This window comes from Vibrio diabolicus, assembly GCF_011801455.1.
GTDB lineage: Bacteria > Pseudomonadota > Gammaproteobacteria > Enterobacterales > Vibrionaceae > Vibrio > Vibrio diabolicus.
The window spans coordinates 2485731-2512275 of record NZ_CP042451.1 but is presented as its reverse complement, the minus strand read 5'-3'; the positions used below and the strand labels follow the sequence as shown (position 1 = coordinate 2512275).

Annotated in this window: 26 protein-coding genes; 21 read left to right on the top strand and 5 right to left on the bottom strand. The window is 45.5% G+C overall.

All coding sequences use genetic code 11. The annotated features are described in order from the left end of the window. Positions 1 to 10: 10 nt before the first annotated feature. Positions 11 to 1483, bottom strand: coding sequence for an aminoacyl-histidine dipeptidase (locus FR741_RS11970; RefSeq protein WP_167426837.1), 1473 nt, complete (start codon positions 1481 to 1483; stop codon positions 11 to 13). Positions 1484 to 2508: 1025 nt separating this feature from the next. On the opposite strand from FR741_RS11970, the gene FR741_RS11965 reads away from it, so the two are divergent. The 14 genes from FR741_RS11965 (at position 2509) to pgpA (ending at position 15385) form a co-directional block, all read left to right on the top strand. After that, positions 2509 to 3798, top strand: a complete 1290-nt coding sequence (locus FR741_RS11965; RefSeq protein WP_150916378.1) for an NCS2 family permease — start codon at positions 2509 to 2511, stop codon at positions 3796 to 3798. A 264-nt stretch (positions 3799 to 4062) separates the two neighbouring features. Next, positions 4063 to 4527, top strand: coding sequence for a xanthine phosphoribosyltransferase (gene gpt, locus FR741_RS11960; RefSeq protein ID WP_005391418.1), 465 nt, complete (start codon positions 4063 to 4065; stop codon positions 4525 to 4527). Between the two features lie 91 nt (positions 4528 to 4618). Beyond that, positions 4619 to 5866 (top strand): esterase FrsA, encoded by a 1248-nt coding sequence (gene frsA / locus FR741_RS11955; RefSeq protein ID WP_005391416.1) that lies wholly within the window; start codon positions 4619 to 4621, stop codon positions 5864 to 5866. Between the two features lie 115 nt (positions 5867 to 5981). Continuing rightward, positions 5982 to 6371 (top strand): sigma factor-binding protein Crl, encoded by a 390-nt coding sequence (gene crl / locus FR741_RS11950; RefSeq protein WP_005391414.1) that lies wholly within the window; start codon positions 5982 to 5984, stop codon positions 6369 to 6371. A gap of 121 nt (positions 6372 to 6492) precedes the next feature. Beyond that, positions 6493 to 7632, top strand: coding sequence for a glutamate 5-kinase (gene proB / locus FR741_RS11945; protein WP_167426836.1), 1140 nt, complete (start codon positions 6493 to 6495; stop codon positions 7630 to 7632). 17 nt (positions 7633 to 7649) lie between these two features. Then, the gene (locus FR741_RS11940) at positions 7650 to 8900 is read left to right on the top strand and encodes a glutamate-5-semialdehyde dehydrogenase (RefSeq protein WP_167426835.1); all 1251 of its coding nucleotides are present in this window, start codon (positions 7650 to 7652) and stop codon (positions 8898 to 8900) included. Between the two features lie 206 nt (positions 8901 to 9106). Beyond that, the gene (gene nrdR / locus FR741_RS11935) at positions 9107 to 9556 is read left to right on the top strand and encodes a transcriptional regulator NrdR (protein WP_005381578.1); all 450 of its coding nucleotides are present in this window, start codon (positions 9107 to 9109) and stop codon (positions 9554 to 9556) included. 7 nt (positions 9557 to 9563) lie between these two features. Further along, positions 9564 to 10691 (top strand): bifunctional diaminohydroxyphosphoribosylaminopyrimidine deaminase/5-amino-6-(5-phosphoribosylamino)uracil reductase RibD, encoded by a 1128-nt coding sequence (gene ribD, locus FR741_RS11930; RefSeq protein WP_167426834.1) that lies wholly within the window; start codon positions 9564 to 9566, stop codon positions 10689 to 10691. 8 nt (positions 10692 to 10699) lie between these two features. Further along, complete coding sequence (locus FR741_RS11925) at positions 10700 to 11353, top strand: riboflavin synthase (RefSeq protein WP_053811835.1); 654 nt, start codon at positions 10700 to 10702, stop codon at positions 11351 to 11353. A gap of 173 nt (positions 11354 to 11526) precedes the next feature. Then, positions 11527 to 12636, top strand: a complete 1110-nt coding sequence (gene ribBA, locus FR741_RS11920; RefSeq protein WP_164666669.1) for a bifunctional 3,4-dihydroxy-2-butanone-4-phosphate synthase/GTP cyclohydrolase II — start codon at positions 11527 to 11529, stop codon at positions 12634 to 12636. A gap of 169 nt (positions 12637 to 12805) precedes the next feature. Beyond that, entirely contained in the window at positions 12806 to 13276 is a 471-nt protein-coding gene (gene ribH, locus FR741_RS11915; protein WP_005381572.1) for a 6,7-dimethyl-8-ribityllumazine synthase, read from the top strand. Continuing rightward, positions 13276 to 13743: a transcription antitermination factor NusB gene (gene nusB / locus FR741_RS11910; RefSeq protein WP_005381571.1), complete on the top strand. Its 468-nt coding sequence runs from the start codon at positions 13276 to 13278 to the stop codon at positions 13741 to 13743. The genes ribH and nusB overlap by 1 nt, the downstream gene beginning before the upstream one ends. Positions 13744 to 13821: 78 nt before the next feature. Continuing rightward, positions 13822 to 14787, top strand: a complete 966-nt coding sequence (gene thiL, locus FR741_RS11905; RefSeq protein ID WP_109169997.1) for a thiamine-phosphate kinase — start codon at positions 13822 to 13824, stop codon at positions 14785 to 14787. A gap of 91 nt (positions 14788 to 14878) precedes the next feature. Next, positions 14879 to 15385: a phosphatidylglycerophosphatase A gene (pgpA, locus tag FR741_RS11900; RefSeq protein WP_046874310.1), complete on the top strand. Its 507-nt coding sequence runs from the start codon at positions 14879 to 14881 to the stop codon at positions 15383 to 15385. Between the two features lie 46 nt (positions 15386 to 15431). On the opposite strand, the gene dxs is transcribed toward pgpA, so the two are convergent. Genes dxs through xseB form a run of 3 tightly spaced genes read right to left on the bottom strand, consistent with a single transcriptional unit; the run spans position 15432 to position 18466 of the window. Beyond that, positions 15432 to 17297 (bottom strand): 1-deoxy-D-xylulose-5-phosphate synthase, encoded by a 1866-nt coding sequence (dxs, locus tag FR741_RS11895; RefSeq protein ID WP_047010153.1) that lies wholly within the window; start codon positions 17295 to 17297, stop codon positions 15432 to 15434. Positions 17298 to 17317: 20 nt separating this feature from the next. Further along, entirely contained in the window at positions 17318 to 18202 is an 885-nt protein-coding gene (ispA, locus tag FR741_RS11890; protein WP_167426833.1) for a (2E,6E)-farnesyl diphosphate synthase, read from the bottom strand. A 21-nt stretch (positions 18203 to 18223) separates the two neighbouring features. Continuing rightward, positions 18224 to 18466 (bottom strand): exodeoxyribonuclease VII small subunit, encoded by a 243-nt coding sequence (xseB, locus tag FR741_RS11885; RefSeq protein WP_005381566.1) that lies wholly within the window; start codon positions 18464 to 18466, stop codon positions 18224 to 18226. A 263-nt stretch (positions 18467 to 18729) separates the two neighbouring features. Between xseB and pomA the strand changes: the two genes are divergently transcribed. From pomA to rlmM, 7 genes are all read left to right on the top strand, one after another. Beyond that, a complete protein-coding gene (pomA, locus tag FR741_RS11880) occupies positions 18730 to 19491 on the top strand; it encodes a flagellar motor protein PomA (protein ID WP_005381564.1) in 762 nt (253 codons plus the stop codon). A 14-nt stretch (positions 19492 to 19505) separates the two neighbouring features. Further along, positions 19506 to 20453, top strand: coding sequence for a flagellar motor protein MotB (locus FR741_RS11875; RefSeq protein WP_006741833.1), 948 nt, complete (start codon positions 19506 to 19508; stop codon positions 20451 to 20453). Between the two features lie 211 nt (positions 20454 to 20664). Next, on the top strand, positions 20665 to 22113 hold the full coding sequence (gene thiI / locus FR741_RS11870) for a tRNA uracil 4-sulfurtransferase ThiI (RefSeq protein ID WP_031780206.1): 1449 nt from the start codon (positions 20665 to 20667) through the stop codon (positions 22111 to 22113). A gap of 511 nt (positions 22114 to 22624) precedes the next feature. Continuing rightward, positions 22625 to 23545: a transcriptional regulator GcvA gene (locus FR741_RS11865; RefSeq protein WP_005391378.1), complete on the top strand. Its 921-nt coding sequence runs from the start codon at positions 22625 to 22627 to the stop codon at positions 23543 to 23545. Continuing rightward, the gene (locus tag FR741_RS11860; RefSeq protein ID WP_114323817.1) at positions 23526 to 24149 is read left to right on the top strand and encodes an alpha/beta fold hydrolase; all 624 of its coding nucleotides are present in this window, start codon (positions 23526 to 23528) and stop codon (positions 24147 to 24149) included. Before FR741_RS11865 ends, FR741_RS11860 begins: the two co-directional genes overlap by 20 nt. Then, positions 24139 to 24537 carry a DUF423 domain-containing protein gene (locus FR741_RS11855; protein ID WP_005391376.1) on the top strand — a complete coding sequence of 133 codons (399 nt, stop codon included), beginning with the start codon at positions 24139 to 24141 and terminating at the stop codon, positions 24535 to 24537. The genes FR741_RS11860 and FR741_RS11855 overlap by 11 nt, the downstream gene beginning before the upstream one ends. Then, positions 24534 to 25625, top strand: a complete 1092-nt coding sequence (gene rlmM, locus FR741_RS11850) for a 23S rRNA (cytidine(2498)-2'-O)-methyltransferase RlmM (RefSeq protein WP_167426832.1) — start codon at positions 24534 to 24536, stop codon at positions 25623 to 25625. Before FR741_RS11855 ends, rlmM begins: the two co-directional genes overlap by 4 nt. A 107-nt stretch (positions 25626 to 25732) precedes the next feature. On the opposite strand, the gene xni is transcribed toward rlmM, so the two are convergent. Next, positions 25733 to 26515, bottom strand: a complete 783-nt coding sequence (gene xni, locus FR741_RS11845; protein WP_005391374.1) for a flap endonuclease Xni — start codon at positions 26513 to 26515, stop codon at positions 25733 to 25735. Between the last annotated feature and the right edge of the window lie 30 nt (positions 26516 to 26545).

The following is a 26545-nucleotide window of genomic DNA, read 5'->3' as shown; positions in this document are numbered from 1 at the left end:
CGTGCTTGAATTACGCTTTCTCTGGAATTGCCTCTAGAAGCGCGACCATTTGGTCCCAGTACAGCTGAACGGTATCAATCTTCACTTTCTCATCTGGTGAGTGAGGGAATTTAATTGTTGGACCGAAAGACACCATATCCATGTGTGGGTATGGTTCTTTAAACAGGCCACACTCAAGACCAGCATGGATGACCATGATGTTCGGTTTATGACCGTAAATGCCTTCATACATATCACGGAAAATTGCCATGATCTCGGAATCTGCATCTGGCTTCCAGCCAGGGTAAGCACCTGAGAACTGAATTTGTGCGCCTGCTAATTCAGCAATTGAACGTAGCATACTCTCAACTTGGCTGCGGCCAGAGTCAATCAAAGAGCGAATCAGACACAGAACTGTCACTTTATTTTCTTCAGTAGTGATCACGCCAACGTTCAGTGACGTTTCGACCACACCTTCAATTTCGTCGCTCATGCGCATGACGCCATTTGGGCATGCGTTAAGTGCGGCAATGAAGCGTTGCTGATCGGCGATTGAAAATACTTGCGCGTCAGTCGTGATCACTTCATTAAAGGTTACGATACCTGTTTCGATTTTACCCAATTCAGTTTTAAGCAGCTCAGTGTAGTGGTTGAACAGCTCAGCAAGCTTGTCTTGGTTTTCGACAGGAAGCGCGACAGTAACAAACGCTTCGCGAGGGATTGCATTACGTAAGCTACCACCACGGAATTCGACTAAACGTAAATCAAGCTCTTGAGCATGACCGGCAAGGAAACGACCAAGTAATTTGTTGGCATTACCGCGACCTGTGTGAATGTCACAACCTGAGTGACCACCTTTTAGGCCTTTCAGCGTCAGTTGGCGTGTTACGAAACCTGCAGGTGTTGCTTCTCGAGAAATATCGAAAGTCATGGTGCCATCAACACCACCGGCGCAACCCATGTAGACTTCGCCTTCTTGTTCAGAGTCTGTGTTTAGAAGGATCTCACCTTCTAACCAACCAGCCTCAAGACCAAATGCGCCAGTCATGCCTGCTTCTTCATCAATCGTCAGCAGAACTTCGAGTGGACCGTGCTTAATGTCTTTAGATGCCAATACAGCAAGGCAAGAAGCCATACCAATCCCGTTATCTGCACCAAGCGTCGTGCCTTTCGCCGTTACCCATTCGCCATCGATGTAAGGTTGGATTGGATCTTTGGTGAAGTCGTGTTCGGTGTCTTCGTTTTTCTGCGGCACCATGTCGATGTGTGCTTGAAGTACAACAGCCTTCTTATTTTCCATTCCAGGTGTCGCGGGCTTTTTGATGAACACGTTACCGGTTGGATCACGGCGAACGTCAAAGCCTTGCTCTGTTGCCCAGTTGATAATGTACTGTGCTAATGCTTCTTCATGCTTAGATGGGTGAGGGATAGAACAAATCTTATCGAAAAACTGCCAAAGTGGAGCAGGTGATAAGGTACTGATCTCAGAATGGAACTCAGACACGGAGGACTCCTTTTGATGTGCTTTGCCAAATATATACCGTAAAAATATTGTCGAGATAGCATTAAATGCTAGACGATTTGGCCTTCAAATTGCCGTTTAGCATACCACCAGATAAGGAGTACGAGTAGTCGCGTGCACAAGGATTTCTCTCAGAACTGTCACAGTTTGTGAACACAATAACAGGCACTATGTGTTCTTTATCATACATTCTGAAAGTGGCTTTATTTTTTAATTCACAAAACTGTAATTTAATTACATTTAAACTTTGATAAAGGTCAATCTATACATTTTTTGTGATTTTAATCACTAAAATGCTTGTAATTAAATTTCTTGGTGGTATATTTGTAACCAGCTTCTGAGAGAAGAATGAAATGCTCAAAGGATGAGTCCGTTTTATCGCCTCCAAGGAACCGAGAAATCAACGAATGTTTAATTGATTTAAAAGGTGATAGTTATGAAAGGTTTACCAAGTACAATGTTCTGGAATAGCAAGTCTGTTTACACCGGCAACTTTGTATACCCAACAAGCTTTGGCTACTAAGTGAAGTCAACGCATGTGACTCGAACAGTTTGTTCACCCCTATAAATTGGAATTTTTTTTCAGTGATAGTGCTGACATGATTCGCCGCCACCCAAATTGGGTGGCGTTTTTTTATCTCCACTTTCTCTTTCTGACACATTTTCTGCCATCAAGGCAGGATTCTATTCTCTGTTCTTCAGTTTTATCGACTTCCCCGTCAAATCCACCTAGATATGACGCTTAAAACGCCCAGTTTCTATTTGAAAGTTTAGTACATTGTTCAGTTTTTATTCTGTTGTTGGGTTCTGAGCAATAATTATTAATTGTTGTTTTATAAGAATATATTTTCTGTTTTGCTTTTAAGAATTAGCGAATGGGTTTCATATCCAAAGAAAAAAATCGCATTAGAGTGAAGATTCTATCTAGAATTTGCTATTTGATAACTTTATAATTCCCGCCAATCGATTACGCAACCGTTTACTTTTTACCTTTACAGGATTCGATCATGCTCGAGAGGCTTTTTAAGCTCAGTGACAATGGCACAAATGTGCGCACTGAGATCATTGCAGGTGTTACCACCTTCCTAACCATGGCTTACATTATTTTTGTAAACCCAGCGATCCTGTCGGATACCGGTATGGACCGTGGTGCCATTTTTGTTGCAACTTGTCTTGCGGCCGCTATCGGCTGTTTCATCATGGGATTTGTTGCCAACTACCCAATTGCACAAGCACCAGGAATGGGGCTGAACGCATTTTTCACTTACTCTGTTGTGTTGGGAATGGGCTATACGTGGCAAGTTGCGTTAGCGGCGGTGTTTGTTTCAGGCCTGCTGTTTATTCTTTTGAGTATATTTAAGATCCGTGAGTGGATTATTAACTCGATCCCGCATTCTCTTCGAACTGGTATTTCAGCCGGTATCGGTCTTTTCTTAGCATTTATCGCATTAAAAAATGCAGGCATCGTCGTTGATAACCCTGCGACATTAGTTTCTATGGGAGACATCACATCATTGCCATCTGTATTGGCTGCGATTGGTTTCTTCCTTACTATCGCGCTTGTTCACCGTGGTGTGAAAGGTGCGGTGATGATCGCCATTCTTGGTGTTACAGCGCTTGGCCTTCTATTTGGTGATGTGCAGTGGGGCGGCATTATGTCTACGCCACCCAGCATTGCACCAACTTTCATGCAACTGGATTTCTCTGGTTTGTTTGAAGTTGGCATGATTTCCGTTGTGTTTGCTTTCCTATTTGTCGATTTGTTTGATACCGCAGGTACGCTAGTTGGCGTTTCTCAAAAAGCAGGCCTCACGGATGAGAATGGCAACATCCCGCGTTTAAACAAAGCGTTACTTGCAGACTCAACGGCAACGTCAGTAGGTGCACTACTTGGTACCTCAAACACCACATCTTACATTGAGAGTGTTTCTGGTGTGGCGGCTGGTGGTCGTACTGGTCTAACAGCAGTGGTTGTTGGTGTGCTCTTCCTACTTGCTCTATTGTTTTCACCACTAGCAGGAATGATCCCAGCTTACGCAACATCGGGCGCTCTGTTCTATGTCGCGATTTTGATGTTGTCTGGGCTAGTAAGCATTGATTGGCGTGACCTAACGGAAGCATCACCAGTTGTTGTGACTTGTTTGGTGATGCCGTTAACGTTCTCGATTGCAGAGGGTATTACGTTAGGCTTTATCGCGTACTCGGCGATCAAATTATTCAGCGGCAAGGGCCGTGAAGTGTCGATGAGTGTGTGGGTGATGTCTGCCATCTTCATCGTCAAATACCTCGTCGGTTAATTTCTCGAGCAAAAAGCCAGTGTGGATTTATTCACGCTGGCTTTTTCTTTTTTCATGTTGTTCACTTCAGACGGTTTTTCTGCGGAATAGGCAGAGAATTTTGATATCACCGTTGGTATTAGCGGTGTGTTTCGGTAGAATAATCGTTTGCGCAGCTTGAAATCCTCATCTCCATACGTTTTGGAGAGGTCAGTGAGCATTCCGCTTTTGAGTGAGTTCGCTAGATTTTGAGGATGCATATTTTCAAATTATTAGGTTATTACAATGAGTAAAAAATTCATTATCACTTGGGATGCAATGCAGACTTACTGCCGTGAACTGGCTGAAAAACAAATGCCAGCTGAGCAATGGAAAGGGATTTGGGCAGTAAGCCGCGGTGGTTTGGTTCCTGGCGCTATCTTGGCTCGTGAACTGGGTATTCGTTACGTTGATACAATCTGTATTTCAAGCTACGACCATGATCATCAGCGCGATATGACGGTACTAAAAGCACCTGAAGGCGATGGTGAAGGTTACCTAATCGTTGAAGACCTAGTAGACAGTGGTGATACGGCGCGCAAACTACGTGAGATGTATCCAAAAGCGAAGATGATCGCTGTGTGTGCGAAACCTTCAGGCAAAGCGTTGCTAGATGATTATGTGGTAGATATCGCGCAAGACACTTGGATTGAACAACCTTGGGATATGTCAATCCAGTACGCTGAGCCTGTAAACCGCAAGCAAAAATAAACGCTATTAAAGAATATTGAGAAATGCCCCTGTATAGGGGCATTTTTTTTATTATCATAACAACTCATGCTAATAGCCTAAGGTTCTTCCTATGTCTGAAGACGTCAGTAAAAATCTTTCCGAAACTTTGTTCGTGAAACATAAGCAAGCAAAAGAAACCTCTGCGCTTACCCAGTACATGCCGACCAGTCAAAAAATACTTGATGAGCGAGAGGCGCAGGGTGATCGTGCTTGGTATCGTCATTTGCGCCGCTTGCAATGGGCTTGGCAAGGGTTGTCTCCGATAGAGATGGAAGGTGTGCTTTCTAAAATCGCTTCTTCTTCCCACTCTCGAACCAATGATGATTGGTTAGACACCGTAATGGGGTACCACAACGGCAACTGGACATTTGAGTGGATTAAGCTCGGCATGGAGCATCAGAAGCGTTCAAATGAAATGCAAGGTGAGGAGGCCGCCGATGAACTCTTCACTGCTTCTTTGTGTTTTAGTATCGCAGGCTACCCACATCTGAAGAATGATAATTTGGCCTTGCAGGCTCAAGTGCTGGCAAACAAAGCGTACTCTGACGGCGCAGAGAAGACCAAGTACACTATCAAGCAAATTGAAGTGCCTTACCAAAATCGCAAAATCATCGCGAATCTTCATTTGCCAAGAACCGACAAACAACTGCCTGTGGTGATGGTGAGTGCTGGTCTCGATACGTTACAAACCGACATGTGGCGTTTGTTCCGCAATCATCTTGCACCACGAGATATCGCAATGTTGACGGTCGACATGCCTTCGGTGGGGCACAGTTCTCACTGGCCTTTGACTGAGAACTCAAGCTGTCTGCACCAAGCGGTACTAAATGAGCTGTATTCATTGCCTTGGGTGGATCATCACAAAGTGGGGTTAGTTGGATTTCGTTTTGGTGGTAATGCCATGATCCGACTCTCTTTTGTTGAGCAAGAGAAGATCAAAGCTTGTGTAGCCCTCGGCGCACCCGTACATGATATTTTTACTTCCCCTGAGAAGCTGCAAAAAATGCCGAAGATGTACTTAGATCTTTTGGCTTCTCGCTTAGGGAAAAGCGCGGTTGATATTAATAGCATGGCGGGCCAGATGATGGCCTGGTCATTGAAAGTTCAGGGCTTCTTGAGCAGTAGAAAAACTAAAGTACCTATTTTAGCTTTGAGCCTTGAAGGCGATCCGGTGTCTCCACACAGTGATAACCAACTCGTCGCGCTGTTTAGCCAGTATGGCAGAGCGAAAAAAATCAGTTCCAAAACGATTACAAAAGGATATGAGCAATCCCTCGATTTAGCCATAAAGTGGCTAGAAGATGAATTATTAGGGTGACAATTCTCCTAAATTAGTTAAAAGTGATATATCTGAGCAAAAAATAAGCTCATGATAATTAAAAATAATAATCATTCTTGGGTGTTTACTTTTAACTATGAAAACGGAGATTCATATGTCAGAGACGACTCAGGGCCCGACTCACTTTCGCTTGATGTCAAAGTTGAAGGCGATAGGGCCTTACCTGCGCGAACCACAATCGCAAGAAGGGCGCTATTATTTTGATTGTCTATCTGTTTGTGTAGACGACAAAAAATCGCCTGAGAAGCGTGAATTTTGGGGCTGGTGGATGGATTTAGAATCCATCGAAGGAGGCTTTACTGCCAAATATCATATCGGCAAGTACAACAAAGAAGGGCAATGGGTATCTGAAGCCCTGCCTAAAAAAGCGGTAGAGGAAGTGTATCTGACGCAGAGCACATTCCATCAAAAGCTGGTTGATACTTTAGAAGAACACTTCAAATTAGAAGTCGAATATCACACGGAGTCTTTCGATTTCGCTTAATTTGGTTGTTTTCATTTAATACCAAACAAAAAGGTGCGAAAACGCACCTTTTCTCTTGTTAATTCCCTCTTTGATTGTTAAAACATCCTCTCTTTATTTGTTTTTCACTTCAGAAGACATCATGACAACGAATCAACAAAATGCAGTTGTTTCACAACCACAAACGGTCGTTGTGAAACTGGGTACAAGTGTGCTGACAGGCGGCACTCTGGCACTCGACCGTGCTCACATGGTTGAGTTAGCGCGCCAGTGTGCTGAGCTTAAAAAACAAGGCCATTCAGTGGTAATGGTTTCGTCTGGTGCTATTGCAGCAGGTCGTGAGCACCTTGGTTACCCCGCATTGCCCAACGAGATGGCGAGTAAACAATTACTTGCGGCGGTGGGTCAAAGTCGCTTGATTCAAACATGGGAGTCTTTGTTTGGTATTTACGGCATTAAGATTGGTCAAATGCTACTAACTCGTGCTGATTTAGAAGATCGCGAGCGATTCTTAAACGCACGCGACACCATCAATGCGCTCGTTGCGAACGATATTATTCCTATCGTAAACGAAAATGATGCCGTTGCGACCAGCGAGATTAAAGTGGGCGATAACGACAACCTTTCCGCTTTGGTGGGCATTTTGTGTGGCGCAGATAAGCTCTTGCTTTTAACTGACCAAAAAGGTCTGTTTACTGCTGACCCTCGTAAAGACCCGAACGCAGAGCTGATCAAGGAAGTAAAAACCATCGACGATACGCTGCGTAAAATCGCAGGAGGAAGTGGTACAACATTGGGTACAGGCGGTATGGCAACGAAGCTGCAAGCCGCAGACATCGCTCGCCGCGCTGGTATCGAGGTTATTATTGGTGCCGGTAGTGCACCGAATGTTATCTTTGACTCTTTGAGTGCAGAGCCACAAGGCACACGCTTCCTACCTTGCGCTGAAGCTTTAGAAAACCGTAAACGCTGGATTCTGGCGGGACCTGCGGCATCGGGCGACATCATTATTGATGACGGTGCGGTAAATGCTGTGGTTGGTAAGGGCAGTAGCCTACTGGCTAAAGGGGTAATCAAAGTAAGTGGTGACTTTGCACGAGGCGAAGTGGCGCGTGTAACAAATTCTCACGGTAAGTTGGTGGCTCGTGGCATCAGCGCCTACTCAAGTGATGACCTAACTAAAATTACTGGTAAGCACAGTAAAGATATCATCTCTATTTTGGGGCATGATTATGGCTCTGAGGTGATTCATCGCGATGATTTGGTCGTCATTCAGGAATAGAATTAGAGGGAAGCAAAGTGGATTTAACGAATATGGGTAAAGCTGCTAAAGATGCAGCTTTCGAATTAGCGACAGCGTCAACTGCGCAAAAGAACCAAGCTTTAGCGATCATCGCTGATGAGCTAGAAGCAAACTCCGCTGCTATTTTGGCGGCAAACGCTAAAGACATCGAACTTGGCCGTGAAGCGGGTTTAACCGATGCGCTGCTCGATCGCCTTTTGTTGAATGAAGAACGATTGACTGCAATTGCGAATGATGTTCGCAACGTCATTAGCTTGAACGATCCTGTGGGCAGCGAAATCGACAGTAAGGTACTGGAAAATGGGATGTCATTGTCTCGCCGCCGCGTACCACTGGGTGTTGTGGGCGTAATTTATGAAGCGCGTCCTAACGTGACCATTGATATTGCGGCGCTGTGCTTGAAAACCGGCAACGCAAGCATTTTGCGTGGCGGCAAAGAGACGTTTTTCTCGAATATGGAATTGGTAAAGGTTATTCAGTCTGCGCTAGCAAAGGCGAACCTTCCTGCCGCTTCGGTTCAGTACATTGAAAAGCCAGATCGTGAGCTAGTCTCTCAACTGCTTAAACTGGACGATTACGTCGACATGATCATTCCACGCGGTGGTGCTGGCCTACACAAAATGTGTAAAGAAAACAGCACGATTCCGGTGATTATTGGCGGCTTTGGTATCAGCCATATCTTTGTCGACGAATCCGCTGATCTAGAGAAATCCCTGAATGTGGTTGAGAACTCTAAAGTTCAACGTCCATCTGCGTGTAACTCATTAGATACGCTGCTCGTGCATGAAAAAATTGCAGCACAGTTTCTGCCAATGATCGTTGAGCGTATGGACGAAAAAGTGACGTTCGTGGCAGAGCCAAAAGCAAAAGAACTCATGGAGCAAGCGAAACAAGTTCGCGATGCTGTTGAAGGTGACTTTGATACGGAATGGTTGAGCTACACCCTTGGTGTAAAAGTCGTGTCTGATGTGAAAGATGCAATTGATCATATGCGTGTTCATAACGCGAGCCACTCAGATGCGATCATGACCAATAGTTTGGAAAACTCAGAACTGTTCATCAATTCTGCCGGTTCTGCGGCGGTTTATGTGAATGCTTCAACGCGCTTTACAGACGGTGCGCAATTTGGCCTTGGCGCAGAAGTCGCAGTATCCACGCAAAAGCTACATGCCCGTGGTCCAATGGGCTTAGAAGAGCTAACTAGCTACAAGTGGGTTGGTAAAGCGAATTACTTAGCACGCAGTTAACACATTCAACGAGATCTTGAGTGAAAAAGGGGCCTTTGGGCCCCTTTTTGTTTTGTCTAACATACCAATTCCGCTACACTACATGAGCTTTTATTTCGGTTTGAAAGCGTTATACCCAAATAGCTTTAATAGAGTCCGCATAACTATGAACGCGTGGTTAGCCGTGATTGCTCATGAGGTTATTTGGGTATAGATATGGAGGTGATATGCATTGTCCTTTTTGTTCCGAGAACGATACCAAAGTTATTGATTCCCGCTTAGTGGCTGATGGCCATCAAGTTCGACGTCGCCGTCAGTGCTTGGCGTGTAGCGAGCGTTTTACTACGTTTGAAAGCGCAGAGTTAGTGATGCCTAAAGTGATCAAATCGAATGGCAACCGTGAACCATTTGATGAAGATAAAATGGTTGGCGGTATTCAGCGCGCATTAGAGAAACGCCCAGTGAGTGCTGATTCTATAGAGTTAGCGATCAGCATGATCAAATCACAATTGCGTGCGACGGGTGAACGAGAGGTTCCGAGTGAAATGATTGGTAATTTAGTCATGGACCAACTCAAAGAACTCGACAAGGTCGCTTATATCCGTTTCGCCTCAGTTTACCGCAGCTTTGAAGACATTCGCGAGTTTGGCGAAGAGATTGCCCGCCTAGAAGACTGAGTAGCTCATGACTCAACATACTCCTGAAAGAGCGTTTTCTGATTTAGATTTCGCCATGATGTCACGAGCTATTAAGTTAGCGAGACGTGGCATTTATACCACAGCCCCAAATCCAAATGTGGGGTGCGTCATCGTTCGTGATGAAGAAATTGTTGGTGAGGGCTATCACCACCGCGCTGGTGAGCCGCATGCCGAAGTGCACGCGATGCGCATGGCGGGTGAAAAAGCAGTTGGTGCAACCGCTTATGTGACGCTCGAACCTTGCTCTCATTACGGCCGTACGCCGCCATGTGCTGAAGGGCTAATCAAAGCCAAAGTGGCACGTGTGGTTTGCGCAATGGTAGACCCAAACCCTAAAGTTGCGGGGCGGGGCATCCAGATGTTGCGTGATGCCGGAGTTGAAGTACAAATTGGCTTGTTAGAGCAAGATGCCCTTGCCCTTAACCCTGGTTTTATAAAGTACATGCGTACAGGCATGCCGTTTGTTCAATTAAAAATGGCAGCCAGCTTGGATGGGCAAAGCGCGCTCAGTAATGGGCAGAGCCAATGGATCACCTCCCCAGCGGCCCGCCAAGATGTGCAGCGTTATCGAGCAATGAGTGGTGGCATTCTTTCTACTAGCAAAACGGTGATTGATGATAATGCGTCACTCAATGTGCGTTGGGATGACTTACCTACCAGTGTTCAAGCGCAGTATTTACGAGAAGAACTTCGTCAACCAGTACGTGTAATCTTAGACCGTCAGAACCATTTAACGGATGCGCTCAAGCTGTTCCACACCGATGGAGAGCGAGTTATTGTTAGCCCAGATGGAGACTGTATCCCTCTATTGGACAGCGCTGACCAAATTGACTTATCAACAACATTAAAGCGTATCTCGGATGAGCACCACATCAATCACTTATGGGTTGAAGCTGGAGCTACGCTAGCGAGTGCGATGATAAAGGCTAATCTTGTAGATGAGCTCATTGTTTACCTTGCGCCAAAACTCATGGGCAGCGATGGTCGGGGGCTTATCGGTGCTTTAGGATTAAGCGCTATGGCTGACGTCATAGATTTAAACATTACAGACGTTCGTATGGTTGGGGTAGACATTCGCATCACCGCCACCATAAAACGTAATGAACTTAGATAAGAAATAGTATGTTTACAGGAATAGTAGAAGCAGTTGGCAAGTTAGCTGCGATTACGCCGAAGGGCGAAGACATCACCGTCACGGTTGAAACGGGGACGCTTGATATGTCAGACGTTAAGTTAGGCGATAGCATTGCGACCAATGGTGTTTGCTTAACGGTAGTTGACTTCGGAAGCCACTATTACAGTGCTGATCTGTCATTAGAAACCTTGAAGAAAACTGGGTTTGCCGAATACCAAGTGGGCGATAAGGTGAATCTAGAAAAAGCCATGTTACCAACAACGCGATTGGGTGGACATATCGTTTCTGGCCATGTCGATGGGGTTGGTGAAATTGTCGAACGTAATTTAGTTGGCCGTGCGATAGAGTTTTGGGTTGCAATGCCTGCGGAAATTAGCAAGTACGTCGCAGAGAAAGGCTCGATTACAGTTGATGGTATTAGCCTAACCGTCAACGACTTACGTAAAAATGCTTTTAAGCTGACGATCGTTCCTCATACGAGTGAAGAAACTACGATTGACCAGTTTCAAGTGGGGCGCAAAGTCAACTTAGAAGTTGATGTACTTGCGCGTTATATGGAGCGTTTACTGCAAGGACAGCAAGAAGATAAGGCCGAGTCTCGTATCACGATGGACTTTTTACAGCAAAACGGTTTTGCATAAGTCTTGGGAGTGGCTGCGTGAGGCATGCGATAAAGAGCAGACTCACAGAACACCGCGAGATTCATTGACTTGCTTGATGCAAAGCTCAAACTATTGACCTAACTAGCATTCACTGCAACGTGATTTTTCATTGCTGTCGCAATAACAAATTTAGAATAACGGGATAACAGACTATGCCAATCAGTACGCCACAAGAAATTATTGATGATATTCGCGCAGGCAAAATGGTCATCCTAATGGATGATGAAGACCGCGAGAATGAAGGTGACTTGATCATGGCTGCCGAGCATATTACGCCGGAAGCCATCAACTTTATGGCAACCTACGGCCGTGGCCTGATTTGTTTAACCATGACCAAAGATCGTTGCGAAAGCCTAGGTCTGCCACCAATGGTGCAAGACAATAATGCGCAATACACAACCAACTTTACCGTTTCTATTGAGGCGGCAGAAGGGGTAACGACGGGTATTTCAGCAGCGGATCGCGCACGCACGGTTCAAGCGGCAGTCGCGCCAAACGCCAAAGCTGCGGATTTGGTACAGCCTGGTCATATCTTCCCGCTCGCGGCCCAAGATGGCGGTGTACTGACTCGCGCAGGTCACACTGAAGCGGGCTGTGATTTGGCTCGCCTTGCTGGTTTAGAGCCTGCATCGGTGATTGTTGAGATCTTAAATGACGACGGCACCATGGCTCGTCGCCCTGATCTAGAGGTCTTTGCAGAGAAGCACGGTATTAAATTGGGCACTATTGCCGACCTAATTGAGTACCGCAATAACACTGAGACAACGATTGAACGTGTGGCAGAGTGCAAGTTACCGACAGAGTTTGGCGAGTTCACGTTAGTCACGTACAAGGACACCATTGATAACCAAGTGCACTACGCAATGTGCAAGGGCGATTTGAAAGAAAAAGCGCCACTGGTTCGCGTACATCTTCAAGACGTTTTTACCGACTTACTACGTAGCGATCGTAATGCAGAGCGTAGCTGGACACTAGATAAGGCAATGAAACGCATTGGTGAAGAAGGCGGTGTGCTGGTTGTTCTTGGCCATGAAGAATCGACTGATCTACTTATTCATCGCGTGAAGATGTTTGAAGCGCAAGACAAAGGTGAAGCACCAACGCTTGCTAAAAAACAAGGCACGTCTCGCCGTGTTGGTGTGGGGTCACAGATTCTTGCGGATCTCGGTGTACATGATATGCGCCTTCTGTCATCGACCAACAAAAAGTACCACGCATTAGGTGGTTTTGGTCTGAACGTGGTTGAGTACGTCTGCGAGTAACAACCGAACAATAAGTTCCTAGTCTTTTACGCACTCAACTCGTCAATGGCTAGGAACCGGTGATTTGCCTCCAATTTCCATTAGATATTGCTCACAAATTTGTGCTAGAATCCGGCGATTCTCACTTGATGAACATATTTCACTTATAAATAGAGTTAAAGGAAAGCTTATGAAAGTGATCGAGGGTGGCTTCCCAGCGCCAAATGCAAAAATTGCTATCGTTATTTCTCGTTTCAACAGTTTTATTAACGAAAGCCTACTTTCTGGTGCGATCGATACACTAAAGCGTCACGGACAAGTAAGCGAAGACAACATCACGGTTGTGCGTTGTCCAGGTGCCGTAGAACTACCTCTAGTAGCTCAGCGTGTTGCTAAAACTGGCAAATTCGACGCTATTGTTTCTCTAGGGTCTGTTATTCGCGGTGGAACGCCTCACTTTGACTATGTTTGTAGTGAAATGAACAAAGGTCTAGCACAAGTGTCTATGGAATTCAGCATTCCAGTAGCATTTGGTGTTTTGACTGTTGATACGATCGATCAAGCGATTGAACGCGCAGGAACCAAGGCTGGTAATAAAGGTGCAGAGGCTGCACTAAGCGCACTTGAAATGATTAATGTACTATCTGAAATTGATTCCTAATGGGGGCCAGTGTGAAACCAGCCGCACGTCGTAACGCACGTCAATTCGCTCTACAGGCGATCTACTCATGGCAAATTACTAAAGAGAATGTTGCCAAGATTGAAGAACAGTTTTTGTCTGGCGACAAATACGATGAAGAAGAACTTCATGCATCTGAGCCAGCGCTTGCTGCTCCAGAAACAGACGTAGCTTACTTCCGTGAACTACTAAGCGGTGTTGTACTTAGCCACGCTGAGCTAGATAGCAAAATTCGTCCATACATCTCTCGTCCTATGCAGGATTTAGATATGATGGAACTTGCTCTTCTTCGCCTTGCTATGTACGAGATGACTCGTCGCGAAGATGTTCCTTACAAAGTTGTTATCAATGAAGCGATTGAACTTGCAAAAGTCTTCGCAGCAGAAGATAGCCACAAGTTTGTGAACGGTGTACTTGATAAAGCAGCACCTCACATTCGTAAGAAATAACGATTTCTTCAATGAAAAGGTCAGCACATGCTGACCTTTTTTGTATCAAAAGCTTTTACATCAAAAAGTAAGTGAATTATGTCTGGTGAATTTAATCTGATAGACAAATACTTCGTCGGTCGTCAGAGCCAACGTAAAGATGTCCATCTAGCGGCTGGTGATGATTGTGCTTTGGTCAAAGCGCCAGCTAATGTTCAGATTGCGATTAGCACGGATACATTGGTAGCTGGAACGCATTTCTTAGCCGACGCGAACCCAGCATGGGTCGCACACAAAGCATTGGCTTCTAACATCAGTGATTTGGCTGCGATGGGCGCAACGCCTGCGTGGGTGAGCTTTGCATTAACGATGCCCGAGCCAGATGAAGAATGGCTTGCACCTTTCTGTGATGCATTTTTCGAACTGGCTGATTACTATGGTATCCAGTTAATAGGCGGTGACACCACCAAAGGGCCATTGTGTCTGACACTAACGGTGCAAGGTTTTGTACCTGAAGACAAAGCGCTCACGAGATCCGGCGCAAAGCCTGGGGATTGGGTATACGTAACGGGAAACCTTGGCGATGCAAAAGCTGGCTTGGATGTGATTCTAGATGACTCTCTGCGCAGCAGAGTCGGTGCGGAAGCACTAGAGCGAGCTCATTACCTTAGTTCTCCGCGTGTGCTTGCTGGACAAGCTCTTGTTGGCTTAGCCTCGTCGGCGATAGATATTTCAGATGGTTTAATCTCTGATATTAAGCACATTTTACAGCGATCTCAGGTTGGGGTGAGTATTGATGTCTCTCAGCTACCGATCTCTTCAGAATTAGTCCAGTTTTTAGATGATAAGATCAGCGCGCAGCAGTATGCTTTAGCAAGTGGCGAAGAATACGAGTTGTGTTTTACCGTGCCGGAGCAAAATCGAGGCTCGTTACAAAGCGCTTTATCTCATACTGGCTGTAAGGTCACATGTATTGGTCAAATCCGACCAAATGGAACCTTCGAGCTGCATGATAACAATCAACCACTTGATTGGGACTTAAGTGGCTTCGACCACTTTAAATGATCTGAGCTAAGCTCTAGCCAAGAGCCTGTTACTATTGAGCAGCTCACAGGCATGACGATTGAAACCAAACTAGCAGTATAGGTTTAAGGATATGACCAACCCTCTTTCTCTGATTTCATTAAAGAACCCGTGGCATCTATTGGCGACGGGTTTTGGCAGCGGATTATCCCCGTTTATCCCAGGAACAATGGGCACATTGGCGGCCGTGCCCTTCTTTTTGTTGTTGGCGCAATTGCCATTTACGGCGTATGTCATTGTTGTTCTGATTTCGTGTGTGATCGGCATTCAAATCTGCCAAGTGACGTCTGCAGACATGAAAGTACATGATCATGGTTCAATCGTATGGGATGAATTTGCGGGTTTTTGGATTACGATGGGTATCGTCCCTGCGTTAAATATTCCGTTGACCGAGTGGAAGTGGTTGCTCACTGGCTTCATCCTGTTCCGTTTTTTCGACATGGTAAAACCGTGGCCAATTGGGTGGCTAGATAAGCGAGTTCACGGTGGGCTGGGTATTATGGTTGATGATATCGTGGCGGGAATTATGGCTGGTGTTGCCCTGTTTCTAGTCGCAAAATACGCTGGCTGGATGAATTAAACGCTGGACATAAAAAAGGGATGCCATGAGCATCCCTTTTTAAATTCTATTTTGCTAAATAATCCAAGATGGATTTTTCAATCCCTTTTGCATCGAGACCAAGCTCTTCATGCAGTTCATCTTGTGTTCCTTGATGAATAAACTCATCGGGTAAGCCTAGGTTTAAGACTGGCTTAATGATTTTATCTTTCATCATAAACTCAACGACACCTGCACCTGCACCACCTGCGATAACATTTTCTTCTAACGTCACGAGCACGTCATGATCTGCGGCTAATTGACGAATTAATGCTTCATCGAGCGGCTTCACAAAGCGCATATCAGCAACAGTGGCGTTAAGGTATTCTGCCGCTTCTAACGCGTTACCCAAGAAAGTACCAAAGTTCAGAATAGCAACTTTTTCACCTTGGCGAACCATGCGTCCTTTACCGATTTCTAAAGCCGTAAACTCAGTTTCGATTTCTACGCCCATCCCGCTACCGCGAGGGTATCGAACCGCACTAGGGCCAGTATGTTTATGGCCAGTGTAAAGCATTTGTCGACATTCGTTTTCGTCACTTGGCGCCATGATCACCATGTTCGGAATACAGCGCATAAAGCTTAGATCGAATGCGCCTTGGTGAGTTTGGCCATCTGCACCAACGAGACCTGCACGGTCGATAGCGAACATTACTGGTAAATCCATGATCGCGATATCGTGGATCAGTTGGTCATAACCACGTTGCAAGAAAGTCGAATAGATAGCAACGATTGGATGATCGCCCGCAATTGCCATACCTGTTGCAAGTGTCACAGCGTGTTGCTCAGCAATCGCCACGTCAAAGTATTGGTCTGGATATTCTTTTGAGAAACGTACCATACCAGAGCCTTCGCGCATTGCTGGCGTAATTGCCATTAGCTTAGGATCTTGGGCCGCCATATCACATAAAAAGTCACCAAAGATCTTTGAGTAAGTTGGCTTACCGCCACTGCTTTTCGGTAGACAGTTATGCGTTGGATCGAATTTAGGAACACCGTGGTAGCCGATAGGATCTTTCTCGGCAGGCTCATAACCTTTGCCTTTCTTGGTCATGATGTGCAGGAACTGAGGACCTTTGAGCTCACGCATGTTTTTTAGCGTTTTGACGAGTTCATTGACGTCGTGCCCATCAATCGGACCAATGTAATTAAAGCCGAACTCTTCGAACAGAGTACCAGGCACTACCATGCCTTTGAGGTGCTCTTCCGTACGGCGAACCAACTCTTTAATAGGTGGAACACCAGACAGCACTTTCTTACCGCCTTCACGGATAGAAGTGTACAAGCTGCCAGAAAGTACCTTAGCAAGGTGGTTATTCAGCGCGCCTACGTTTTCTGAAATCGACATTTCGTTGTCGTTCAAAATCACCAACATATCAGGATGAACGTCGCCAGCGTGGTTCATGGCTTCGAATGCCATGCCTGCTGTAATTGCGCCATCGCCAATCACACTGACAATTTTACGACCTTTGCCTTCTTTTTGTGCGCTGATGGCCATGCCAAGACCTGCACTAATCGATGTCGAAGAGTGACCGACAGATAAGGTGTCATATTCACTTTCTTCACGCCAAGGGAAAGGGTGTAGACCATCCTTTTGGCGAATTGTTGGCATTTTATCGCGACGTCCGGTGAGGATTTTATGCGGGTAAGCCTGATGACCAACATCCCAGATCAATTTGTCGATAGGGGTGTTGTAAACATAATGCAGAGCGACAGTTAGCTCCACGGTGCCTAAGCCAGACGCTAAGTGTCCGCTAGATTGGCTCACTGAATTTAGCAGATACGTTCGCAGTTCATCACACAGATTTGGTAATGTTTCTTTCGGAAGGAGACGTAATTCTTCCGGTGTATTTGCTAACGCCAGTGTTGGGTACTTTGAAATATCAAGAGTCATATAAATGCGCGCTTATAGTGTTAATTTTTGCGCTCGATGACATATCGGGCGAACTCTTCGAGTAACTGAGTATTGTATGGGATAGCTTCCAATGCTTGAAGTGCTTCCTGTAACAGAGTGTGAGCTTTCTCTATGGCTCCCTCTAAACCCAGCAGGGAAGGATAAGTGCTCTTATTCAGACCTTGGTCGGAACCTTGAGGCTTACCCAGTGTTTCTGTGTCACTGATGATATCAAGAATATCGTCTTGAACCTGAAACGCCAAACCAATTGCTTTTGAGTAGCGCTCCAAGTGAGGTAGAACCTCGATACCTTTCTCACCAGCAGCTAATGCACCTAATTTTATCGCACAATCAATCAGAGCTCCGGTTTTTTTACGGTGTATCTCTTCCATTTCTTCAAGAGAAACTTGGCGATTTTCTGCGCCTAAATCTAAAGCTTGTCCAACACACATGCCGTTGGCGCCAGAAGAATGCGCCAACGCTTTGATCATGTTGATGCGTTGAGTCTCGGCTGCCGGGTTTAATTGACCATCGGCAATAATGGTGAAGGCGAGAGTTTGTAGTGCATCACCTGTCAGTATTGCGGTTGCTTCATCAAACTTAATATGACAAGTTGGTTGACCTCGACGCAGTTCATCATCGTCCATGGCTGGCAGATCATCATGAATGAGTGAGTAGGCATGTATACATTCGATAGCAGCGGCAGGAGTGTCTAAGTCTTCAGGTTTACAGCCGAGCATTTGACCTGTGATGTAAACAAGAAAAGGGCGAACGCGTTTTCCACCTAGCAAAAGGCCGTATTTCATTGCTTGAATCAATGGCTGCTCTTGATATGGAAGCTGATCGAGCCACAAGTTCAATTGCTGATTGTTTCTTTGTTGAAAAGACGTCAATGTCTGTTGCATCACATTGCTCACTACTGATGGTTATTCTGAATCTGGTTTGAAGTCACTCAGTGGTGCTTCATCATCTTCGCTAAGAAGAATACTTACGCGCTGTTCGGCGTCGCTAAGTTTAGTTTGGCCGGCACGAGCTAAGGCAATGCCTCGTTCAAACTTACGTAGAGCATCATCTAGGGCAAGATCGCCATTTTCTAATTGATCAACCAAGCTATCAAGCTCTTCAATGGTTGCTTCGAAGGTCATGTTTTCTGGTTTCTTGACCGCCATCTTTTTTCTGCCTTAATCAAGCCTTGGAGAAGATGCACGAAAGTTACCTTAGCCTAGTAACTTGGTCAAATTTAACCTTATATAATTGTCACAAAATTAGCGTTAAACGAGCCTAAGCGCTGAAACCCCATATTTTGGTTAAGGTTGTTAAGTCTAATTTGTGATCCATTAGCTAAGATTTTTCTAAAAATTCTGCGCGAGTTGTCGATACAGGTAATAATCCGCCCAATGGCAGTATTTGAGTATAGCGTGAGGAGTGCTTTGTGGATTTAGCAACCCTATTAGGTTTGATTGGTGGTTTTGCATTCGTCATTATGGCGATGGTGCTTGGTGGCAGCATCGGCATGTTTGTCGATGTCACGTCGATCCTTATTGTCGTTGGTGGCTCAATATTTGTAGTACTAATGAAGTTCACAATGGGACAGTTCTTTGGTGCAACAAAGATCGCAGGCAAAGCCTTCATGTTTAAAGCGGATGAACCGGAAGACTTGATCGCAAAAATTGTGGAAATGGCCGATGCGGCACGTAAAGGTGGTTTTCTTGCTCTTGAAGAGATGGAAATTAATAACACTTTTATGCAAAAAGGCATTGATTTGCTTGTTGATGGCCATGATGCCGACGTGGTAAGAGCAGCCTTAAAAAAAGACATCGCGCTTACGGATGAACGACATACTCAAGGCACTGGCGTATTTCGCGCCTTTGGTGACGTTGCCCCTGCAATGGGGATGATTGGTACCTTGGTTGGCTTAGTCGCAATGCTTTCGAACATGGATGACCCAAAAGCGATTGGACCAGCAATGGCGGTTGCGCTCTTAACCACATTGTATGGCGCGATCCTGTCCAACATGGTGTTTTTCCCTATTGCAGATAAGCTTTCTCTGCGCCGTGACCAAGAAACGCTAAACCGCCGTTTGATCATGGATGGTGTATTAGCGATTCAAGATGGTCAAAACCCGCGAGTGATTGATAGCTACTTGAAGAACTACCTCAACGAAGGTAAACGTGCCCTTGAGATTGACGAGTAACTTGGAGAGTAGTGATGGATGATGAAGATAACAAATGCGATTGCCCGCCACCCGGTCTCCCGTTATGGATGGGGACATTCGCGGACTTAATGTCGCTACTGATGTGTTTCTTTGTTCTTCTGCTCTCGTTTTCTGAGATGGACGTGCTGAAGTTCAAACAGATTGCGGGATCAATGAAATTTGCCTTCGGTGTACAAAATCAACTTGAAGTGAAAGACATTCCCAAAGGTACTAGCATCATTGCTCAAGAATTTCGACCGGGCCGACCGGAACCAACGCCGATTGATGTCATCATGCAGCAAACCATGGACATCACTCAGCAGACGCTCGAATTTCATGAAGGGGAGTCTGACCGAGCTGGTGGCACAAAGCGTGATGAAGGCAAGTTAACGGGGGGCCAGTCGCCAGAAACGTCAACGCAAAACAATCAATCTGCAGAAGCGGACATGCAACAGCAGCAATCTGAAGAGATGTCGCAAGAGATGGAAACCTTGATGGAAAGCATCAAGAAAGCCTTAGAGCGAGAGATTGAACAAGGTGCCATTGAAGTTGAAAATCTTGGCCAACAGATTGTCATACGCATGCGTGAAAAAGGTGCATTCCCTGAAGGTTCGGCTTTCTTGCAGCCTAAATTCCGCCCTTTAGTTCGACAAATTGCAGAGTTAGTAAAAGACGTGCCAGGCATTGTGCGAGTATCCGGTCATACGGACAACCGACCGTTGGACTCAGAGCTTTATCGTTCTAACTGGGATCTCTCTTCTCAGCGCGCCGTATCGGTTGCACAAGAGATGGAGAAGGTGAGAGGCTTCTCTCATCAACGTTTGAGAGTGCGAGGCATGGCAGATACTGAACCATTGTTGCCGAATGATTCTGATGAAAATCGCGCGCTTAACCGACGGGTTGAAATCAGCATCATGCAAGGCGAACCACTATACAGTGAAGAAGTGCCTGTAATTCAATAACTAGACTTTAGTTTTAAGTCAGTAGAGAGATAGGAAAGCGAGCAGATTGCTCGCTTTTTTTGTTTTTCCAATCCGCTTGGGTGTATAATCTCGCGCCTTAAAAGTGAGCTCAGACTACTTTTTGTGACTGAAACGCGGTTTTACTGCGTATGAAGCATTGAAGTTGAGTGTCACTCTTTGTTGATTGCGAAACTAACCTGCGAATTAGACTATGAAATTTATTGTAAAGCCCCATCCAGAAATTTTTGTAAAAAGTGAATCTGTGCGTAAGCGCTTCACAAAGATTTTAGAGTGCAACATTCGTAACATCATTAAGAGCCGCACGGAATCTGTCGCGGTATTCAACCGTCGTGATCACATTGAAGTGACCTCTGAGAGTAACGAATTCCACGCTGAAGTTCTTGAGGTTTTGACTCATACACCAGGCATTCACCACGTACTGGAAGTGAAGCAGACCGAATTTAAAGATTTGCACGATATCTTCGAACAAGTACTGGAGCTAAATCGCTCTGCACTCGAAAATAAAACCTTTGTTGTACGTGCGAAGCGTCGCGGTAAGCACGACTTTACCTCTATCGAACTAGAGCGTTATGTCGGCGGTGGTTTAAACCAAGCGATTGAGAGCGCAAGAGTTAAGCTGCAAAACCCAGACGTGACGATCAAGGTGGAAGTCTCGAACGATAAGCTAAACCAAGTGCTGGCTCGTCATAAAGGTTTAGGCGGCTTCCCACTGGGCACGCAAGAAGACGTGTTGAGCTTGATCTCTGGTGGTTTTGACTCTGGTGTTTCTAGCTACCTTCATATCAAGCGTGGCTCAAAAGTACATTACTGCTTCTTTAACTTAGGTGGTCCAGCACACGAAATCGGCGTTAAGCAGGTTTCTCACTACCTATGGAACAAATACGGTTCTTCTGCAAAAGTACGTTTCATTTCAGTTGATTTCGAACCTGTGGTTGCGGAAATCCTAGAGAAAGTCGATGACGGCCAAATGGGGGTTATCTTGAAGCGTATGTTCATGCGTGCAGCAGGCATGATCGCTCAGAAGATGAAGATCGAAGCATTGGTGACTGGCGAAGCGCTCGGTCAGGTATCGAGCCAAACGCTAACTAACCTCCGTCATATCGATAACGTAACGGACACGTTGATTCTGCGCCCACTTATCAACTGGGATAAAGAAGACATCATTAACCTAGCACGCGAAATCGGCACGGAAGACTTTGCGAAGACTATGCCAGAGTATTGTGGTGTTATTTCTAAGAAGCCGACAGTAAAAGCGATTAAAGCGAAGCTAGAAGCGGAAGAAGAGAAATTTGACTTTAGCATTCTTGAGCAAGTAGTTCGTGATGCACGCATGATGGACATTCGTGATATCGCTAAAGAATCTGAGCAAGCTGCACCAGAAGTCGAGCAGGTTGAAGCGGTAGAAGAGCACGCGGTTGTGCTAGATATTCGTAGTCCTGAAGAGGAAGACGATAACCCGCTCGAAATCGAAGGTGTGGATGTGAAACATATCCCATTCTACAAGTTGGGTACACAGTTTGGTGATTTAGACCAATCTAAGACATATCTATTGTACTGTGACCGTGGTGTGATGAGCCGTCTGCAAGCACTTTACTTGCAAGAGCAAGGCTTCAATAACGTAAAAGTTTACCGCCCATAGTTGACTGATAAAAAGACGTTAAAAGGCGCAAATTGAGACATCAATTTGCGCCTTTTTTGTTTTTGATCGCGTTACAGCTAATCATTACTTAGCATAATGTTGAGGCTTATCGCAAAGCCATACACTTTGTGTTGATATAACGATAATTAATCCGAAAGAAGAGTAATAAAGTGATGTTGCTGCCAGATATACGGATGAGATTTTCGATAGATAAAAAAACACCGCCTAATTTAGGCGGTGTAACAAATTTGACAGACAGGTCAAAAATAAATACAGGAAGTATATGTTTTGTCACAGGGAGTGTGGACAAAACATTATGGTAGAAATCTACCTAACTCGAAATACGAGTTTGCAAACACAACATCGCAACAACGAAGCCAATTGATTTCCAAAGAAATCAAGCCGTTCAGGCTCGTGTTGCGGGGTGAAATATAGAATTTATCTGGCTGTTCGACAACGGACATTTTATAATGTTTCAGATTAAAAAAACTAATCCTATTTGAGGTCCCATATGTCTCGCAGATTGCCTCCATTAAATTCGCTTCGAGTCTTCGAAGCGGCTGCTCGTCATCTCAGTTTTACGCGAGCGGCAGAAGAGTTGTTTGTTACTCAAGCCGCGGTCAGTCACCAGATTAAAGCACTCGAAGAGTTCTTATCGTTGAAGCTCTTTCGTCGCCGTAATCGTTCGCTATTGTTGACAGAAGAAGGACAAAGTTACTTTCTCGACATCAAAGATATTTTCACCTCGATTGCCGAGGCGACAGATAAGGTATTGGAACGTAGTGAAAAAGGGGCATTGACGATCAGTCTACCGCCGAGTTTTGCTATCCAATGGTTGGTGCCTCGTTTGGCCGATTTTAATGCTCAAGAGCCAGATATCGATGTACGTATTAAAGCTGTGGATATGGATGAAGGTTCACTGACTGATGATGTAGATGTGGCTATCTACTATGGCCGTGGGAATTGGCCGGGTTTGCGAGCGGATAAATTGTACCAAGAGTTTCTGATCCCACTTTGTTCACCTTCGTTACTTTTAGGCAACAAACCATTAGAATCTCTAAGTGACCTCAAATTACACACTTTGTTACATGATACTTCGCGTAAAGACTGGAAGCAGTTTGCGCGTCATTACAACATCGAAGGTATCAATGTAAACCACGGTCCTATTTTCAGTCACTCGACGATGGTGCTACAGGCTGCTGCGCATGGTCAGGGGGTTGCGCTTGGTAACAACGTACTCGCCAAGCCAGAAATGGAAGCTGGACGACTCATCGCGCCATTCGACGAGGTGTTGATCTCCAAGAATGCATTCTACGTGGTGTGTCATGAACAGCAGGCAGATATGGGCCGAATCGCAACGTTTAGAGACTGGATGTTAGCGACCGCGAGAAAAGAGCAAGAGGAAGTACTAGATGAGCCAATGGATAGTTGAGGGACCTGAAAGCGGTCCTCTATTTATCTTTGCCCATGGCGCTGGAGCGGGGATGGAACATGATTTCATGGCCGCTGTTGCCAAAGGATTAGTTGAGCAAGGAATTCGCGTGGTGCGATTTAACTTCCCGTATATGATTAAGCGAGCGGAAGATGGGAAAAAGCGTCCACCAGATCGTGCGCCAAAACTGCTGGAAGCCTATGAAGAAGTGATTGCTCACTTTACCTCTCAACCTATTGTCATTGGTGGTAAGTCAATGGGTGGCCGCATGTCGAGCTTACTGGCTGAAAATGAGCTGGTGGCGGGCATTGCCTGTTTAGGGTTTCCATTTCACCCACCGGGAAAGCCAGAAAAGTTCAAAGGCGATCACTTAGCGAATATCGAGAAACCTACGCTGATTCTACAAGGGGAGCGAGACACCTTTGGTAAGCGTGAGGAATTCGATGACTTTGTCCTTTCATCGCAAGTTAAGGTGAGTTTTTTACCCGATGGTGACCACAGCTTTAAACCGCGCAAGAGCTCAGGCCATACCGAGGCGGGTAACATCGAGCTCGCGGTAGAGCAGTTAGCGGCGTTTATCAAAGAGGTGTACCATGAAAAGTAAGTGGTTACTCTCATTTTCTGGTCTGTCTGGGCTGGTTTCTGTCGCTCTAGGTGCCTTTGCTGCACATGGGTTAAAAGCTCAGCTGGCTCCGTATTTGCTTGGCGTATTTGAGACCGGAGTGTTGTACCAATTTATTCACACGCTGGCGATTGTGTTTTGTGCGGTTTTATTGCTATTGAATTTGGGACAAAAAGCACAAAAATATTTTTTCATTGCAGCGATTTGCTTTATCATCGGCATCTTTTGTTTTAGCGGCAGTCTTTACGCGCTGGCGCTGACAGGCATTAAGTGGTTTGGGCCCATTACTCCAATGGGAGGATTACTGTTCATGATTGGTTGGTGTCTGTTCTTTTTTGCTGCGTTCAATATCAAAGAGGTCTCCAAGTGAAACAACTAATGCTCTATTGCCGTTCTGGCTTTGAGAAAGAGTGTGCTGGTGAAATTCAGGACAAAGCGACACAGTTGGAAGTGTATGGCTTCCCTCGTGTGAAGAGAAACTCAGGTTATGTTGTCTTCGAGTGTTACCAAGATGGAGATGCGGACAAACTTGCTAGAGGTTTGGACTTTAAGTCGTTAATCTTCGCTCGCCAAATGTTTGCGGTAGCGGCTGAGTTTCAATCGCTGCCAAGTGATGACCGCATTAGCCCAATTTTGAATGAGCTAGCAGACATTGAAGCGTTTCCTCGCTGTGGGGATTTGAGAATTGAAACTCCGGATACGAATGAAGCGAAAGAGCTACTGAAATTCTGCCGTAAATTTACTGTCCCAATGCGTCAAGCGTTGCGCGGTAAAGGTTTAATGTTGAACAAAGACAACGCGAAGAAGCCAGTACTGCACATTTGTTTTGTGGAGCCTGGCCACTGTTATGTCGGTTATTCTTACACAGACAATAACTCTCAGTTCTTCATGGGTATTCCTCGCCTTAAGTTCCCAGTAGACGCCCCAAGTCGTTCAACGCTTAAACTGGAAGAAGCATTTCACGTCTTTATTCCACGTGAAGAGTGGGATGAGCGTTTAGCTCCAGGAATGTGGGGGGTCGATTTAGGGGCATGTCCAGGCGGTTGGACGTACCAATTGGTGAAGCGCTCGATGTTCGTTCACTGTGTCGATAACGGCATGATGGCAGACAGCTTGATGGAAACCGGCCAGATCAAGCATCATATGGTGGATGGTTTTAAATTCGAACCAGACCGTAAGAACGTAACATGGATTGTTTGTGACATGGTAGAAAAGCCAGCTCGTGTTGCTCACCTTATGGGCCAGTGGCTGTTAAAAGGTTGGGCGAAAGAGGCAATCTTTAACCTTAAGCTGCCAATGAAAGGCCGCTATGACGAGGTGCTGCAAGACCTTGAAAACCTGAAGCAGTTCCTGATTGATAATAAGGTAAAGTTCAGACTACAAGCTAAGCATTTGTATCATGATCGTGAAGAGATCACGATTCATATCCAGTGTCTATCGAACATTTCGCCGTACTAATTCTATCTCCGAGTCATTTGGGGATAGTCCCGAGAATAGAAAAAGCGCCTTCAAATGGCGCTTTTTTATTGTCTGATAGCTCTATGGTTTGAAACCATCATCAGACACTATTCCGCCTTATTTGGTCCTGTAAAGCGAATGTCCTGTAAGTTAAAGCCGAGTTCAATGTCGCACTTTAAAGCCGCGACGCGTTTACATAAGCGTGCAGACTCAATGTGCTCGTCTAATTTTTTACGGTATTTCGGTGCGAGGTCTTCACTGGCGTAGGCTGCTTCAATATTCTCAAACTGAGTAAGAATCTCTTTCGCCGCTTTTGGTCCAATGCCCGGAACCCCAGGCACTTGGCTAGAGCTGATCCCCGTTAACCCCCAATAATCGGCCAGTTGGCTTGGTTTTACGCCGAACTCTTTTTCGATAAACGGTTCATCTAACCAACGATGTTGGAAGTAATCACGGATCTGTAGGGTAGGAGAAAGCAGCTGACAGTAGCCTTTATCCGTAGAAACGATGGTGACTTTTTCACCATGACTGGCCACTTTAGTCGCGAGAGTAGCAACCAAGTCGTCCGCTTCATCGCCTTCAGAAAGCAATGAATCAATACCTTGTTCCCACCATGCTTGCTGAATCGCATCTAGACCTTGCATCAGTGGTTCCGGCATTGGTTTTCGATTTTGCTTATAGTCTGGAAGAATCTCAGCTCGCCACCCTCTGTCTTGTTCATGGTGATCGAAAACCGCAATGATGTGTGTCGGGTTGGCTTCTGACAGAATGCGAGTGAGGGTTCTTTGTGTCGTGGTGATGGTTCTTGCTATGTCGGTTGGATCCGGTTGTGCAGAGTGCACTCGGCGGATCAGGTTTAGGGCATCAATAATAACAAGATGAATAGACATAATGACTTAGCAATAAAAAAGGGGCGTAAT